At 63.2% G+C, this 16,116-nt stretch carries 15 protein-coding genes; 10 read left to right on the forward strand and 5 right to left on the reverse strand.

Annotated elements, in window-relative coordinates; translation table 11 throughout:
• Positions 1-54 precede the first annotated feature (54 nt).
• Both P6U23_RS06555 and P6U23_RS06560 read right to left on the reverse strand, forming a co-directional pair.
• Entirely contained in the window at positions 55-447 is a 393-nt protein-coding gene (locus tag P6U23_RS06555) for a FixH family protein (protein WP_407178754.1), read from the reverse strand.
• 110 nt (positions 448-557) lie between these two features.
• On the reverse strand, positions 558-959 hold the full coding sequence (locus tag P6U23_RS06560; protein WP_407178755.1) for a hypothetical protein: 402 nt from the start codon (positions 957-959) through the stop codon (positions 558-560).
• Between the two features lie 238 nt (positions 960-1,197).
• On the opposite strand from P6U23_RS06560, the gene P6U23_RS06565 reads away from it, so the two are divergent.
• Complete coding sequence (locus P6U23_RS06565) at positions 1,198-2,367, forward strand: MFS transporter (protein ID WP_407181352.1); 1,170 nt, start codon at positions 1,198-1,200, stop codon at positions 2,365-2,367.
• A 42-nt stretch (positions 2,368-2,409) separates the two neighbouring features.
• Here the strand turns inward: P6U23_RS06565 and P6U23_RS06570 are convergent, their stop codons facing one another.
• Positions 2,410-2,916 carry a hypothetical protein gene (locus P6U23_RS06570; RefSeq protein ID WP_407178756.1) on the reverse strand — a complete coding sequence of 169 codons (507 nt, stop codon included), beginning with the start codon at positions 2,914-2,916 and terminating at the stop codon, positions 2,410-2,412.
• A gap of 301 nt (positions 2,917-3,217) precedes the next feature.
• Here P6U23_RS06570 and P6U23_RS06575 point away from each other — a divergent pair, with 301 nt between their 5' ends.
• Genes P6U23_RS06575 through P6U23_RS06585 form a run of 3 tightly spaced genes read left to right on the forward strand, consistent with a single transcriptional unit; the run spans position 3,218 to position 6,625 of the window.
• Entirely contained in the window at positions 3,218-5,287 is a 2,070-nt protein-coding gene (locus tag P6U23_RS06575) for a TonB-dependent siderophore receptor (RefSeq protein WP_407178757.1), read from the forward strand.
• A gap of 10 nt (positions 5,288-5,297) precedes the next feature.
• Positions 5,298-6,449 carry a PepSY-associated TM helix domain-containing protein gene (locus P6U23_RS06580; RefSeq protein WP_407178758.1) on the forward strand — a complete coding sequence of 384 codons (1,152 nt, stop codon included), beginning with the start codon at positions 5,298-5,300 and terminating at the stop codon, positions 6,447-6,449.
• Positions 6,449-6,625, forward strand: coding sequence for a hypothetical protein (locus tag P6U23_RS06585; protein ID WP_407178759.1), 177 nt, complete (start codon positions 6,449-6,451; stop codon positions 6,623-6,625). Before P6U23_RS06580 ends, P6U23_RS06585 begins: the two co-directional genes overlap by 1 nt.
• 120 nt (positions 6,626-6,745) lie before the next feature.
• Here P6U23_RS06585 and P6U23_RS06590 read toward each other — a convergent pair whose 3' ends face one another.
• Entirely contained in the window at positions 6,746-7,540 is a 795-nt protein-coding gene (locus P6U23_RS06590; RefSeq protein ID WP_407178760.1) for a GntR family transcriptional regulator, read from the reverse strand.
• Positions 7,541-7,715: 175 nt separating this feature from the next.
• On the opposite strand from P6U23_RS06590, the gene pcaB reads away from it, so the two are divergent.
• From pcaB to P6U23_RS06620, 6 genes are all read left to right on the forward strand, one after another.
• On the forward strand, positions 7,716-9,056 hold the full coding sequence (pcaB, locus tag P6U23_RS06595) for a 3-carboxy-cis,cis-muconate cycloisomerase (RefSeq protein ID WP_407181353.1): 1,341 nt from the start codon (positions 7,716-7,718) through the stop codon (positions 9,054-9,056).
• 82 nt (positions 9,057-9,138) lie between these two features.
• The gene (locus P6U23_RS06600; RefSeq protein ID WP_407178761.1) at positions 9,139-10,476 is read left to right on the forward strand and encodes a cation:dicarboxylate symporter family transporter; all 1,338 of its coding nucleotides are present in this window, start codon (positions 9,139-9,141) and stop codon (positions 10,474-10,476) included.
• Complete coding sequence (locus tag P6U23_RS06605) at positions 10,473-11,867, forward strand: class II fumarate hydratase (protein ID WP_407178762.1); 1,395 nt, start codon at positions 10,473-10,475, stop codon at positions 11,865-11,867. The genes P6U23_RS06600 and P6U23_RS06605 overlap by 4 nt, the downstream gene beginning before the upstream one ends.
• Before the next feature lie 150 nt (positions 11,868-12,017).
• Complete coding sequence (locus tag P6U23_RS06610) at positions 12,018-12,695, forward strand: HAD family hydrolase (RefSeq protein WP_407178763.1); 678 nt, start codon at positions 12,018-12,020, stop codon at positions 12,693-12,695.
• A 243-nt stretch (positions 12,696-12,938) separates the two neighbouring features.
• A complete protein-coding gene (locus P6U23_RS06615; RefSeq protein ID WP_407178764.1) occupies positions 12,939-13,889 on the forward strand; it encodes an alpha/beta fold hydrolase in 951 nt (316 codons plus the stop codon).
• A 292-nt stretch (positions 13,890-14,181) separates the two neighbouring features.
• Positions 14,182-15,198 (forward strand): NAD(P)-dependent alcohol dehydrogenase, encoded by a 1,017-nt coding sequence (locus tag P6U23_RS06620; RefSeq protein WP_407178765.1) that lies wholly within the window; start codon positions 14,182-14,184, stop codon positions 15,196-15,198.
• 39 nt (positions 15,199-15,237) lie between these two features.
• On the opposite strand, the gene P6U23_RS06625 is transcribed toward P6U23_RS06620, so the two are convergent.
• Complete coding sequence (locus tag P6U23_RS06625) at positions 15,238-15,891, reverse strand: TetR/AcrR family transcriptional regulator (RefSeq protein ID WP_407178766.1); 654 nt, start codon at positions 15,889-15,891, stop codon at positions 15,238-15,240.
• Positions 15,892-16,116 lie beyond the last annotated feature (225 nt).

Raw genomic sequence — 16,116 nt, forward strand, 5'->3', positions numbered from 1 at the left:
GAGTGATGGCTGCGTTCGAAGCTCGGAGCGCCCGCAAGGGAGCGCTCCCGCGTCTCACTTGGCGGCCTTGATCACGACGCTGCCGGTTACCGTCTCGGGCTCGCCCTGCACCTTGGCGGAGAGACTGAGCTGGTAGCGTCCTGCCATCGGCAGATCCGTCTTGAAGGCGTAGACGCCGGGCTCTTTCGCGGGCAGCGGAGTCACCCTGGATTGCATCTCGGCCATTCCGTCCGGCGCCATGTCGACGCGCGTGCGGATGATCACCGCGTCCGGTACCGGCTTTCCAGACCGCTTGTTGATCAGGCGGACGGCGACGGTGACATCGTCGCCTTTCTTCATGTCCGCATTGACCGCCTCAAAGACGTAGTCGCCAGCGGCCGCAGAGGCCGCGGAAGCAGCAAGGCTCATGACGGCGGCAAGCGCCGCAATGCGCGTGAACTTCAACATTATTCTTCTCCTCAAGAGGTCTGGTCTCAGCCGCGGCGTTGAGACGGCGCGCGGCAAGCGTCATCGCGCGCGAGCGCAGGCGCTCACGCATTCGGCGTTTCAAGAGACGGTCAGACTCGAGGAGGTCGGAACGGCGGACTGCTGCTGTGCAAAGCAGCGACCTGGTCCACAGGGATCGGCAGCGGCCGTCCCGCCACCATTGGCAGATCCAGAAGGGTCATGGGGGCGTTGGCAAGACCTGTCGGTGGGGCCGTGCAGCAGGCGACCGGACACTGATGCGCAGGCTGGTCGCACGGCTTGGCTTTCATGGGGTCCGGACAGCACTCGTCCATCGCGCCCATCGTACCCGACATGTCGGTCACCATGGCCATCTCCATCGTGTCCGCTGCGCCTGACATTTGGTCAGGGACGTCTTGTGTCGGATTGACGATAGGAGCGGCGAATCCCGCAACCGGCAGCATGGCCACCGAGAGGGCGATCATTACGGCGATGATCGTTCGAATGAGGCGCATGCCCGCTTGTCCACCTGCCAGCCTATATCGAACGCGCGATCGAGAGCGTCAAGCTCGAAGGCCGCAGCATCGGGGAACAGACACGGAACTGCCGTTGCGTTGGATGCGCATGCCTAATATCGCGTCATGTTGCTTGACCGATAGGCTCCGGACAGGGAAGTTGCGGGTCGTGCACGCCCCTAACACCAACAAAGTGCAGGAAACGCCCGCCTCTGCGCCCGACTCGCGTCAGGCTTGGCTGCGGCTTGCGCTTGCGCTTCTCATCGCCTCCATCGGCAGCGTCGGCCTGTGGACGGTCGTCGTCGTGCTGCCCGTGGTGCAGACGGAGTTCTCAGCGAGCCGTGGCGCGGTCTCGCTGGCCTTCACGCTCACCATGCTCGGCTTCGGGCTCGGCGGCGTCGTCGTCGGCAGAATGACCGACCGCTTCGGCATTGTCGTTGCGATGGGGGCAAGCATCGTCGTTCTCGGATGCGCCTATGTCCTGGCCGGGCTGTCGGGGACCCTGTGGCAGTTCATCGCCGTGCACTTCCTGATCGGACTGGGCACGTCCGCAAATTTCGCGCCGCTGATGGCGGAAGTGTCGCATTGGTTCGAGCGCTATCGCGGTCTCGCGGTGACCATCGTCGCCAGCGGAAATTATGTCGCGGGCGCGGCCTGGCCGCCGCTCACCACGTGGGGTATTGGGAGCGCCGGGTGGCGCGCAACCTACATCGCGATCGGCGTGTTCTGCGCGGTGACGATGGCGCTGCTGCTTCTGGTGCTGCGTGCGCAGATCGGACATGCCGCGGTTCGCGATCACGCCGGCGAGGCGCCGCCGCGTCTTGATCTCAACCTCTCGACCAATGCGCTGACCGCGCTGCTCTCGATTGCGAGCATCGCCTGCTGCGTGGCGATGGCGATGCCGCAGGTCCATATCGTCGCCTATTGCGGCGATCTCGGTTACGGTGTGGCGCGTGGCGCCGAAATGCTGTCATTGATGATGGCGCTCGGCATCGTCAGCCGCATCGGCTCGGGAGTCCTGGCCGACAAGATCGGCGGCATCCGCACGCTTTTGATCGGATCGGTCGCGCAAGGTTTTGCGCTCTTGTTCTACCTGTTCTTCGACAGCCTGACCTCGCTCTATCTCATCTCCGGAATGTTCGGCCTGTTCCAGGGTGGTATCGTGCCGAGCTATGCCATCATCGTGCGCGAGGCGATGCCGGCGCGGGAGGCCGCCACACGCGTCGGCCTGGTGATCTTCGCCTCCGTGATCGGCATGTCCTTCGGTGGCTGGATCTCCGGCGTGATCTTCGACGCGACCGGCTCCTATGCGGCGGCCTTCGCCAACGGCCTTGCCTGGAACGCGCTCAACATGGCGATCGTGCTCGCGCTGCTCCTGCGCGCACGGGCGCGCCTGGCGGTGGCGTAGGCCGCCCTAGGGCCTCGCCTTGCGGGAAATGACAGGGCGTTTTTAAGGCTTTGCAGCCTGAGAAATCCATTCGGGCGTAAGAATCTCATTAATTCGCTGAATGATTTCCGTGACCGCGTTTTCCGCTCGCCAGAAAGGCAGCAAGTCATCTCCTCTCAGAGCTGCTCCATCTGCACGCAATGCCTCCGCCGCACGCATCGCGGCGTAAGGCAGCTCTTCATAAAGACTCCGCAACTCGATCGCTTCTTCGGATCGAATGACAAATCGGCGCTTCGGAAGAGCTGGGAATGGCTGCTGTCGAAGAGGTTTGGCCACTGCGATCTCCCTTCTGTTTTCGCGTTTGATAATAGCACGGCTTACGGGGCGAGAGTGATCGGCAAGATCCCGTGAAACTTCAAAATCAAGGCATTGCCCTGCAGGGACTTGAACCGCTTGATCACGCATCAAGATCGATGATGCGCATGGAAACGTTCTAAACTTGATGCCGATTTTTGACCGCTTCCAAAGTTGAGAGCTTCTAGAGAGAAATCGCGTCCAATTTCTTTTCACGATCGTTTCGTGGCGTTAGGGGGTGCCTCATTAGGGGTTCCGATGGGGCGCAACTTTGAAGACTTCAGCACCGGCAGGGGTGAGCGCGGCTTTCCTCATTATCGCAATAGCGGCGACGGCGGGCAGGGCGCAGGCACCTTCGACATCCGAGCAGCAGGATACGGCGGCACCACTTCCTCCCGTCACGATCGATGCACCGAGACGGCGTGCGCAATCCGGGAGCACAAATCGGACCGTGAGCGTGGCGCGCTCAGCGCGTTCGGTGCATTCGACAACAGTACCCGAACGCGGCGTTGAAACTGTGCGCACCGAAACCGCGGCGAGGAAGGGTACATTCCAGCAAGGCAATGGTCCGATCCAGGGTTACGTCGCTCATCGTAGCCTCGTCGGCACCAAGACCAATACGCCGCTGCTGGAGGTGCCGCAGGCGATCTCGGTCGTCGGCCGCGAGCAGATGACGGACCAGAATGCGCAGACGGTGGTCCAGGCGTTGGGATACACGGCCGGTGTCGCCACCAACAACAGCCCGAACGACACGCGCTTCGAGTCGCTCCGCATCCGCGGTTTTCAGCCGGTGCTCTACCTTGATGGTATGGAGCTTCCCTACGGCGCCAGCAGTTTTGCCCAGCCGAAGATCGATCTGAATTTGCTCGAACGGGTCGAGGTGCTCAAAGGTCCTTCTTCGTCGCTGTATGGGCAAATCGCGCCAGGTGGCATGGTCAATCTGGTCAGCCGTTTGCCTTCGGCGACGCCGGTCAATTCGGTTGAGTTTCTGGCCGATAGCTGGGGCCGGGCGCAGACCAACTTTGATATCGGCGGCGGCGACCCAAAGGGCGATGTGATGTATCGTATCGCCGGCACGCTGCATGGCGGTGGAACGCAGGTCGATTTCGTCGATGATTTTCGTGGTGCGATCGCGCCGTCCTTGACCTGGAGACCCGACCTCGACACGACATTCACGTTCCTGAGCGGCTATCAGCGTGATGTCACCGGGCTTGCGCTGCAGTTCTTCCCCGCCGTGGGCACGCTGTATCCGAATCCGAACGGCCGGATTCCGCTCACCAAGTTCGTTGGCGAGCCCGGCTTCGATCATTTCGATCGCACGCAATATTGGGTCGGTTATCAGTTGGAGCATTCGTTCAATGAAGTCTGGACCGTGCGCCAGAGCCTTCGTTACACTGGCGTCGAGACCAACACCTATGCGGTCGCGGGCGCCGGCGCGCTGGGCTCCACGGCGCTGCGGCCCGATCTTGAGACCTTGAACCGCGGCGTTTTCTCCTTCCCCGAAGATGCCACGGCGCTCACGATGGATAACGAGGCGGAAGCGCGGTTCTCGACCGGGCCGCTCGCGCATGTCGCGCTGCTTGGCTTGGATTACCGGCATGCGACCAGTGAACTGAACGAGGGTTTTGGGTCCGCGCCTGCCGTCAACCTGTACAACACGGTCTATGGCGCGCCGATCACGTTCCCCGTAACCACGATTCATAGCGGCCAGACACAGGATCAAACAGGTCTCTACCTCCAGGACCAGATCGCGCTTGGCCGCTGGCGCCTGACACTGAGCGGTCGCCATGATTGGCTGAACACGGAAACGCTCAATTTCATCAAGGGTACGCAGCAGAACCAGGATGATGAGGCTTTTTCCGGCCGCGCCGGCTTGAACTATGTGTTCGATTTCGGCCTTTCGCCCTATGTCGCCTATGCGCGCTCGTTCCAGCCGATGCTCGGCCTGACGCAAGCAGGGACGCCCTTCAAACCAACAACGGCCGAGCAGGTAGAGGTCGGCGCCAAGTATCAGCCGGTCGGCACCAATCTGCTGCTGACGGCAGCGCTCTTCAATATCGTCCAGCAGAACGTGACGACACCCGATCCGACCAATCCGCTGTTTAGCGTGCAGACCGGCGAAGGCCGCTCGCGCGGCGCGGAGTTGGAAGCCACGGCAAGCCTGACCGAGGGATTAAAGCTGATCGGCTCCTACACATACACCGATACGGAAGTGACGAAGACGAACACCCTCAGTCAGCTTGGCAGGCAATTCACGGTCACGCCGCGCAATCAGGCCGCGCTATGGGCCGACTATACCTTGCAGCAAGGGCAGTTTGCCGGTTTCGGATGGGGCGGCGGCATCCGGTACATCGGCGAGTCCTACGGCGATGCGGCAAATACGATCCTGATCCCCGGCTACACGCTGGTCGACGCGGCCCTCCACTACGATCTGTCCTATCTGGATCCCAGGTTGCGCGGCGTCAAACTCGCCATGAACGCGACCAACCTGTTCGACAAATACTATGTCGCGACATGCACGAGCCTGAATGCCTGCTATCTCGGCTCCGGCCGCACGATCACGGGCAGCGTGCGCTACACCTGGTGAGGCCGCCATCATGACGCCGCGCGTGGTCGGCATCTGGAAGGACGTCCACAAATGGACGAGCCTGGTCTGCACGCTCTTCCTGTTCATGCTCTGCCTGACCGGATTGCCGCTGATCTTTCACGAAGAGATCGATCAATCGCTGGGCGTCAAGGCCAAGCCCGATGCTGTCGCCGCTTCGACGCCGCTCCTCAGTCTCGATCGCATCCTTGAGATCGGCCGCGCGTGGCGGCCGGGCGAGGTCATAACCTTTGCGGTCCCGGACGATGATGAGCCGATGTGGCATCTGTTCATGGCTCCCGAGCTCAACGCCCGCAGACCGACCGCGATTGTCACGATCGACGGTCACACCGGACGGGTGTTGCGCGAGGGCGGCAGCACCAGGAGCCCGATCATCAAGTTCATCAAGGACCTCCATACCGATCTGCTGCTTGAAGAAAGGGGCATGTTGTTTCTCGGGGCGATCGCGCTGTGCTTCGTCGTCGCAATCATATCCGGCGTCGTGGTGTATGGCCCGTTCATGCGGCGGCTCGATTTCGGAGCGGTCCGTCGTCGCACGCGGCGGCTCTATTGGCTCGACCTGCACAATCTTGCCGGAATCGTTCTCACCGCGTGGATGCTGGTGGTCGGCATCACCGGCATGATCAATACGCTGTCGCAACAGGTGGCGCGGCACTGGCAAGCGACCGAACTCGCCCAAATGATCGCGCCTTGGCGCGACGCTCCGGTGCCGGCGAGGCTATCGTCGCCGCAGGCGGCGATCGATGCCGCCGTGGCGGCCGCGCCTGGAATGAAGGTCGAGTCGGTCGCGATGCCGGGCACGCCCTTCGCAGGCGGTCATCACTATGCCGTGTTCCTCAGCGGCGACCAGCCCTTGACCTCACGGCTGATCAAGCCGTTTCTGATCAACGCCGCCGACGGAACGCTCTCGGATACGCGAGATCTGCCCTGGTATGCGAAGGCACTGTTCGTTTCGAAACCACTGCATTTTGGCGATTATGGCGGCATGCCGCTCAAAGTGATCTGGGCGTTGCTGGATGTTGCGACGCTGATCGTGCTCGGAAGCGGCCTCTATCTTTGGATGGCGCGCTTCCGCGCGGCTGGTTCGCGACAGGTCGAGCATGTTGCTACAGGCGTTGCTTCGACGGTTTCGGAGTCCCGCTGATGGCGGTCTCGCGACGCTCGATTGCGCGGATATTCCGGTTTCCACTCATCATCGCCCTGATTGCCGTGTTCGGCCTGGTATCGGCGCTCCTTGGCGATGGCGTTTGGGACGCCGCATCGTGGATCGCGCTGACAATCCCTTTGCTCATCATGACATTCTTTCTGCTTCGGCCGTAAGCCAATGGGCCAGGACGCAGCGGGGAGCGAGTCGTTCTAAGCCGGAAGAATGAGATTCTAGCCGCGTAGCTGCGCGAGGGTAGACAGTTCGATGGACCCGGCTCGAGGCAAAGCCGGCCCTCACTTGCTCCGCGCGGATCGCGCGCGTGGCCGGCCTCCACTTTGGTTCGAAGCAGTCGATCCTTGCCGCGTGAGCCGCATGGAATAGCCATAGCGGTCGGCCGGATGGACGCTGATCGAGATTTCCGCCAGCGAATTCGGGCTCAGCACGTATTGGCGCCGGATCTCAAGCGCATGCGATCCGGCCTCGGCGCGAAGTTTGGAGGCGATCCGCGGCGGCACGCCGATCGCGCGGATGTCCTGGCGGATCTCGGCGATCTGCCGGCCGGTGATCGCCTCGAGCAGCGTGCCGAAGATGCCCGCATGGTTCTTCATCCGGGCGCGCACCTCACCGGCATAGGCGGCATCGATGTAGATATCCGTCCAGCAGATCGGCAGCCTCGTTTTATCTCCAGGAACGAGGCGCACGCTCGAGATGCGTAACCAGCGGCGGCCGGCGCGGCAGCCGAGCCAGGCGGCGAGTTCGTCATCGGCGACCTCTTCCGCGACCTCCTGGATGTCGCGCACTGTCTCGATGCCGAATTGCTGGACGGCCTCGATGGTGCCGAGGGTCTGGATGAATCCGTGCCCCCCAAGGGAAGGGGAGGATGCCTCCACCCGCGTGCCGGCGCTTTTTTTCCGGCTCACCAGGCCTGAGGCCTGCAATTCCTGCATGGCCGCGCGAACGGTCGAACGGCTCACGCCAAATTGGGCCGCGAGTTCGATCTCGTTCGGGAGCACCGAGCCCACGGGATAACGCCCCGTGGCGATCGCCTCCGTGAGGCTGCGAGCAACATAGGCGTAGCGCGTTTCCAATCTTCACCGTCTCCATTCGGCCCAAAGGACATCGGCAAGCCGGCACGGCCGTGTCAAGGCCGGGTCTTGACAAGCCGGAATATGTACGATCAAAATATTATGTTCGTACATAGTTCAGACGTACATAGCTCAGACATAGGGAAGCGCCTTGGCCAGCACCGTCTTCGATTCCGTCATGTTCCGCGACATGTTCGGCACGCCCGCGATGCGCGCGATCTTCTCCGACGAGGCGCTTGTCGGCCGCTATCTCGAGGCGGAAGCGGCGCTCGCCCGGGCTGAGGCTCGCGCCGGCGTCATCCCGGCGGCAGCCGCAGAGGCGATCGACCGGGCCAGCCGCACGATCACCATCGATTTCGACAGGCTGCGGCAGGAGACGGAGATCGTCGGCTATCCCATTCTGCCGCTGGTGCATCAGCTCTCGGCCGCGGCGGGTGAGGCGGGACGCTACGTGCACTGGGGCGCGACGACCCAGGACATCATGGATACGGCCACCGTCCTCCAGCTTCGTGCCGCGCTCGACATCATCGCCGCGGATCTGGTCGAACTCGGCGGCATCCTGGCGAAACTCGCCACGAAATATCGCGACACGCCGATGGCCGGCCGTACCCATCTGCAGCAGGCGCTGCCCGTCACCTTCGGCTACAAGGCCGCGGTGTGGCTGTCCTCGATCGAGCGGCATCGCGAGCGCGTGGCTCAGGCCCGCCCTCGTGTCCTCATGGGGCAATTTGCCGGCGCGGCCGGCACGCTCGCCTCGGTCGGCGAGCAGGGCTTGGAAATTCAACGCCTGTTCTGCGAAGAGCTTGGCCTCGCGCAGCCCACCGCCACCTGGCACGTGGCCCGCGACGGCATTGCCGAAGCCGTGGCGCTGCTTGGGCTGATCACCGGAACGCTCGGCAAGATCGCGACCGACGTCATGATGATGTCGGCGACGGAATTCGGCGAGGTGTCGGAGCCTTTCGTGCCCGGCCGCGGCGCCTCCTCCACCATGCCGCAAAAGCGCAACCCGATCTCCAGCGAGCTCATGCTGGCCTCCGCCAAGGCCGTGCGTCAGCACGTCGCCACCATGCTCGACGGCATGATCCATGATTTCGAGCGCGCAACCGGTCCCTGGCATCTCGAATGGGTATCCGTGCCCGAGGCCTTCCTGCTCACCGCGGCTTCGCTCGCCAGCGCCAAGTTCATGCTCGCGGGTCTCGTGGTTCACGAACGGCGCATGCGCGAAAACCTCGACCTGACGCATGGCCTGATCGTCGCCGAGGCCGTGATGATGGCGGCCGCGCCGAAGCTCGGGCGGCAGCGTGCGCATGACGTGGTGTACGAGGCCTGCCGCAAAGCAATCCAAAGCGGCGGTCAGCTCGCCGACATTCTCGCAGCCGAGTCGGAAATCGTCACCGCGCTCGGCAGCATCGACATGATCCGCGCGCACTGCGATCCCACCCGCTATCTTGGGCTTTCCGGCGAGATGGTCGATCGGGCGATCGCGCTCGCCAAATCGGCGCAGGCAAAGCGGGGCTGACCGAACTCGCAAGAAACCCTTCAAGGCGCCCTCAAGAGCGCGCTTGCGACATCCCACAATTGTTTCAGGAGGAGACCGTGCCATGACGGCGATGGCGGACATCGGCGGAGCGGACGCGAAGTGTGGAAAGGAGCGCTCGCTCCTCGGCAATCTCGGCTTTCAGGTCGCCGTGAGCATGGCGCTGGGCATCGTGGTCGGGCTGGTCTGGCCGGACTTCGCGACTTCGCTGAAGATCCTCGGCGACATCTTCCTGCGGCTGATCAAGACCGCGGTCGCCCCGCTGGTCTTCCTGACGGTGGCCGTCGGCGTGGTCGCCGCCGGCGACATCAAGCGCGTCGGCAAGGTCGGCCTGACCGCCATGATCTACTTCGAGATCGTGTCGACGCTTGCGCTTGCGCTCGGCCTGGTGTTCGGCAACCTGTCCGGCGTCGGCCGCAATCTCGGCCACATCAGCGCATCGGCGGATGCGGCCAAGGGCGCTGCAGCGGCGGCAAAGGCGGCGGAGGCCTCGCACACGACGTTCGCGCAATTTCTGCTGAACGTCTTTCCCGACAATTTCGTCGGCGCCTTTGCGCGGGGCGAACTCTTGCAGGTGCTCGTCATCGCGCTCATCTTCGGCTTCGGGTTGATGGCGCTCGCGCCTGCGAAGCGCGCGCCGATCGAGAACGGGCTCAACATCATCTCGACGGCGCTCTTCGAGTTCATCCACATCATCATGCGGCTCGCCCCGATCGGCACTTTCGGGGCCATCGCCTATGCCGTGGGCTCCAATGGGACGGCCGTTCTGTTGTCGCTCATCTATTTTGTAGCGGCCTTTTACGTCCTCATCATCCTGTTCATCGCCGTCGTGCTCGGGACGATCTGCGCGGCCTTTCGTTTTAGCCTCTTCGACCTGCTGCGCTATCTGCGTGATGAGATCATGATCATGCTCGGCACCGCCTCCTCGGAGAGCGTGCTGCCACGCTTGCTTGAAAAGCTCCCAGCCTATGGCGCCTCGAAACAGACCGTCGGCCTGGTGCTGCCGACCGGCTATGCCTTCAACCTCGACGGCACCTCCCTGTTCATGTCGATGGGCGTCATCTTCCTCGCCAATGCCTATGGCGTGTCGCTGAGCTGGCAGCAGGAGCTTGGTATCCTCGCCATCATGTTGTTGACCTCCAAGGGCGCCGCGACCGTCTCAGGCGGATCCTTCGTCGTGTTCGCGGCCACGGTGACCACGACAGGCATCCTGCCTGTCGAGGGCCTCGCCTTGATCTTCGGCGTCTACCGCTTCCTGTCGATCGCGCTCGCCACCTGCAACGTCATCGGCAATGCGGTGGCTACGATCGTGGTGGCAAAACTCACCGGCGAGTTCGATGACGGGGCGCGCGCCAGGACGGCCATCGAGCCAAATCCGATTCCGAAGGACGATCGGTCATGACGCGCACGACACGAACGGAGCACGACGCCTTCGGCGCCGTCGAAATCCTGGTAGATCGCTACTGGGGTGCTCAGACCGAGCGGGCCCGCGCGGTCTTTGCTGTCGGCGAGGAGCATTTTCCACTCTGTCTCATCCATGCCTTCGGCCTGCAAAAGATCGCAGCCGCCCGCGCCAACCGCAGGCTCGGCGCGCTTGATCCCGCGCTTGCCGATGTGATTGAGCGCGCCGCGGCCGAACTGCGCGAGGGCAGGTTCGATACGCATTTCCCACTCACGATTTGGCAGACCGGATCCGGCACCCAGACCAACATGAACGTCAATGAGGTCATCGCCAACCGGGCCAACGAACTGCTCGGCCAGCCTCTTGGGACCAAGTTGCCGGTGCATCCCAACGATCATGTCAACCGCTCGCAATCCTCCAACGACAGTTTCCCGACGGTGATGCACATCGCGACCGCGCTGGAGCTGCGCGACCGTCTCTGTCCCGCGCTCGCCGTGCTGGAGACTGAGTTCGCCGCCAAGGCGAACGCCTTTGCCGACGTGCTCAAGGTCGGCCGCACCCACCTGATGGACGCCGTGCCCATGACGGTCGGCCAGTCATTCGATGCCTTCGCTCGGCAGGTCGGAAACGGCATCGTGCGCTTGCGCGATGTACTGCCGCGGCTTTGCGTATTGCCGCAAGGCGGCACGGCGGTCGGGACCGGCCTCAACGCACCGCGCGGTTTCGACACCGCCTTCTGCGAGGAGGCGAGCGCACTCGCCGGAATAGACTTCACGCCGAACGCGAGCAAATTCGAAGGCATGGCCGCACACGACGCCCTGGTCGAGGTGTCGGGGGCGCTGAATGTTATCGCCGTGTCGCTCCTGAAGATCGCCAACGACATCCGCCTGCTCGGCTCGGGACCTCGCTGCGGCCTTGGCGAATTGATCATCCCGCATGACGGCCTTACCTCGTCGATCATGCCGGGCAAGCGCAATCCGACGGTGGCGGAGGTGGTGGCGCAGGCCGCCTTCCAGGTCATTGGCAACCACGCCACGGTCTCGGCGGCCGGCGCGTCGGGGAGCTTCGAGCTCAACGTCGCAAAGCCGGTCCTGATCTATAATGTGCTGCAGTCCATCCGCATCCTGGCCGACAGCGCGACGATGTTTGCCCAGCGATTGGTGCGCGACCTCGAGGTCGATCGCGCGCGGCTCTCGCGCAATGTCTCCGACGCCTTACTGCTCGCGACGGCCCTCAACCCGGTTCTCGGTTACGACAAAGTCGCGGAAATCACCGCGAAAGCCCTGCGGGACGGAATCACGCCGCGGGAGGCCGCCGTCGCACTGGGCTTTATCTCGGCCGATGAGTATGACCGCTATGTCGATCCGCGGCGCATGGTCGGACCGCACTGACCGTCGTGCGTCTCCGAACAGATATAAGCGAAAGCTTTATCCCTTATTAGAATTTCCAAGTCGCCGCGGCGCGGCGCTTGAGCCAAATTTGCCTGAGGAAGCCTGTGGGACAATGCACGCGAGGGCAGCTTGGATCGCTTCGGAGCCATCATGTTCGACGTCGATGGGACGATGGCGGAGACCGAGGAGTTTCATCGGCGCGCATTCAACGACGCGTTCGGCCATTTCGGCTTGCCGTGGAGCTGGGATATTGCGACGTATGGCAGGCTGCTGCGGGTTGCCGGCGGGCGGGAGCGGATTCGACACTTCCTGAACTCCCTGCCCGAGCGGACCTTCGTTTTGTCGGACAAGGACATCGACGCGCTGCATCGCTTCAAGACGCGGAGATATGCGGAGCTCGTTTGCAGCGGCGCCTGCGAGCTGCGACCAGGAGTGGCTGCGCTGATCCATCAAGCCCGCGATCGGGGCGTGCCCTTGGCGATCGTGACCACCACGTCGCGTGACAACATCGTCGCGCTGCTAAGCAGAAATCTGGGACCGGATTGGAAGCGGAATTTCGACGTTATCGTCGCAGGAGAGGACGTGTCCAAGAAAAAGCCGGAACCGGACGCCTATATCGTGGCTCTCGGCGCCCTTGGCCTGCCCGCCGCGACCTGCCTGGCCATCGAGGATTCCCGCAACGGTCTCGTTGCGGCGGCCGCTGCCGGCGTGCCGGTCCTGATTACGCGCAGCCTCTACTTTCGCGACGAGGACTTCACCGGCGCAGCTACGGTCGTCGACCATCTGGTCGAGCTGCACCCTCAATTCTGGTTCGATCAAGATCATTGATTGGCAAAATCAAGCGGATCGCGACGTGACGACAAATTGGCGTCGGCGACTTTCATCCAACTCGCGGTCGCATCCCTGATTGCGGAGTTGTTCCGACCGGTCCGCCGACACGATCCTGCGCGTGCAGATCGGCGCACCGGGTGCAATTGGGCAAGCGACGGCGGAACCGCCATCCGCGCTGCAACCTCCGATCGCATTGGTCGTTACTCGGTGTCATGACCTTTCGGAACCGGGGAGAGTCCCATGCCGAGATGTTGCAAACTCTTGGTGACGTTCGTAGTCGTCAGTCTCTGCTTCGTTCGTGCCTCGGCGGAGGAATTGAAGCCGCGGTCCGATGACGGGGATCTCGGTCTGGGCTTCAGGAGCCACTATGCCGAGGTCAATGGCGTGAAGCTGCACTATGTGGCTGGCGGCACGGGTGAACGAACCGTGCTGCTCATCCCTGGCTGGCCCCAGACCTGGTACATCTGGCGAAAGGTCATGCCGGAGCTTGCGAAGGACTACCGCGTGATTGCCGTGGACACGCGCGGCATGGGTGACTCCAGCCGCCCCGACAGCGGCTACGACACCGAAACCACAGCGAACGATCTGAGCGAACTGATGCACAAGCTCGGCGCGGACCACTATGCGGTGATCGGCCACGACGTCGGCATGTGGATCGCCTACCCGTTGGCAGCGCGGCACGGCGGGGCGATCGACAAGCTCGTCGTCAGTGAAGCCCTGATTCCCGGAGTCAGCCCAACGCCGCCCATGTTGCTGCCGCCTGACGCGAATGCAGGGCTGACGCAATTCATGTTCAACCAGCTACGGGATTTGCCCGAGTTCCTCGTGGCGGGGCGGGAAGGTCCCTATCTGCGCTGGGTTGTCCAACATCTCGCCTATCGGCCGGATCGCGTTGCCATCGAGGAGTATGTCCGCGCCTATTCCGTGCCGGGCGCGATGAAGGCAGGCTTCGCCTACTATCGCGCCATCCCGCAAACGCAACGACAGAACCAGGAACTCATGAAGGCCAAGCTTTCGATGCCCGTGCTCGCTATCGGCGGGACGATCGGAGCCGGCCAAACCACCATCGACACGATGCGGCGCGTATCGGATCACGTGGACGGCGCAATTCTCAAAGACTGCGGCCACTACACGCCGGAGGAATGCCCCGACCAGTTCCTCAGGCTTGTGAAGCCGTTTCTGGCACGATGAGGCGCCGCCAATCTCTGCCAATCTCTGTTGCCTCAGCGAAAATTCGCTTACCTGAGAGGTAATGGAAAACATCTGCCGACTCGCTAGATATGGGACTTCTGTTCGTCGAGTGGCAGGTGAGCGGCGTAGTAGCGGGCATTCGGTTCGAATGCGGGGCTTGCGATCGCTTCGCGCTTGAGTGTGAGCGGACAGCGGAGGCAGTGAGCTACTTCGACACTTTGGCGTTGCCTGCTACGGGCCAGCCAATGGGCAAATGAACAACTCCCGAAACGACAACAAGGGCGGATGAAGCATGCGCTGCTATGCATTCTCCAAGATCATCTCATTGGACGATCTCGTCCTGACCGAACGGCCGGATCCGGTGCCGGGTCCGCGCGACATCTTGCTGCGCATGCGCGCCGCGGCGCTTAATTTCCGCGATCTGGCCATTGTTCGCGGGCACTATCACGTGGACGTTTCGCCGCCGCTGGTGCCGGTTTCCGACGGCGCCGGTGAAGTCATCCAGATCGGCAGCGAGGTCACGCGGTTTCGGATCGGCGATTTGGTCTGCCCGACCTATCTGCCGGAGTGGATCGATGGCCCGATTCGGCCGTGGAACGTCCGGCGGCGGCTGGGCGGGCCGAGCGACGGCGTCTTGTCGGAGCTCATGTGCCTGCACGAAGACGAGGCGGTGCGTGCCCCGCGCCATCTCGATGCCGCCGAGGCCGCGCAGTTGCCGGTGGCGGCGGCGACGGCCTGGCATTCGCTGTTTCAACTTGGCTCGGTGCGCCCGGGCGAAACCGTGCTGATCCAGGGAAGCGGCGGGATCTCGACAATTGCGCTACAACTCGCGCATGCCGCCGGCGCGCGAACGATCATGGTGACGCGCAACGATCGCCACACGGACGCCTTGCGTGCATTGGGCGCCGATGATGTGCTCAGCAACGGTGCTGCCGAGAATTGGCCGCACGATTTGCTCAACTTGACCGGTCAGAGGGGCGCGGAGATCTCGGTCAACGTTGCGGGTGGCAGCACGCTGACCCGCTCGATCGCCGCAACCCGAATGGGCGGCCTGGTTCATCTGGTGGGCTATGCCGCAGGCACCATCGCCGATCTCGACATCTTCACCGCAATCAGGCACGCAACCACCATCCACGTGGCGACAGCCGGCAATCGGGAGAATCTCGAAGACTTGGTGCGTGCGGCGGAGCGGCACAAGATCCGGCCGGTCATTGCCAACCTTTTTCGGCTGAAGCAGATTCGTGATGCTTTCGCTTTCCTCGCAAAGGGAGGTCACCTCGGCAAGGTCGGTCTGATCCTGGATTTCTAGTCGCGCTCGAGCAGCCAATCCGAAGCCGCTTAGTCCGCGCTAGCGCTTTCTCTTTCGCGCCGCTGGTTTTCGGCCGCCGGCGCGCTGCTTCGGCGCGGCCTTGCGTGGAGGCTCCGGCTGCACCCGCAAGCCGTCGACGAACACGTCCATCAGCCGCAGCACGGTCGCTTGCCAGCCGGGTTGGTCGTGCAAATAGCACATGCCGACCAGCGCGCGCAGCAGATCCTCCGGGCTGACATCGGGGCGGATCTCGCCGGCGTTAATGCCGCGGTCGAGCAATATGCCGATCGCCTTGGTCAGGCGCTCGAACGAAAAGCTGTGCAGCTCCGGCGAGCCGTGCGCCGCCAGCGCCAGCGCGGCGGCCATGCCCTTCTTGGTCGCGACGAACTCGATGTTGGAGGCGAGCCAGCGGCGCAGCGCATCGACCGGCTTGGCTTCGCTCTTCAGGTTTTCCGCGAGTTCGCCGAGCTGCTCCACTTCGCGCCGGTAGACCGCCTCGTACAAGGCCTCGCGGGTCGGGAAGTGGCGATAGAGCGTGCCGATGCCGACGCCGGCCTGCCGCGCCACGGCTTCCAGGCTCGCCTCCGCGCCGCCCGCGCTGAACACGGCCTTGGCGGCCTCGAGCACGCGCTCGCGGTTACGGATCGCATCGGCGCGGGGTTTCCGAACGAGTGCCGCGGATGGCTCAGTCATCTCACTTCTTCGTGCCTACACGCGATCTTTTTTTGCATCGTCATACCCGGGCTATCTTTTTGTTCGAGCATGACCTTTTTCGCAAGAACCGGTAGCCGCTTTCGCTTCCCATGCCTAGGGTCCCTTGCAAAGCGGAGGGTGCCTCCGTATATGCCTCGCCGCAAACAGACGGCAGTTGGGGTGACCACCGCGAGTGGCCGCCGGCTTCAGCCGTTCGACCATAGC

This window comes from Bradyrhizobium sp. STM 3562, assembly GCF_045571435.1.
Lineage (GTDB): Bacteria > Pseudomonadota > Alphaproteobacteria > Rhizobiales > Xanthobacteraceae > Bradyrhizobium.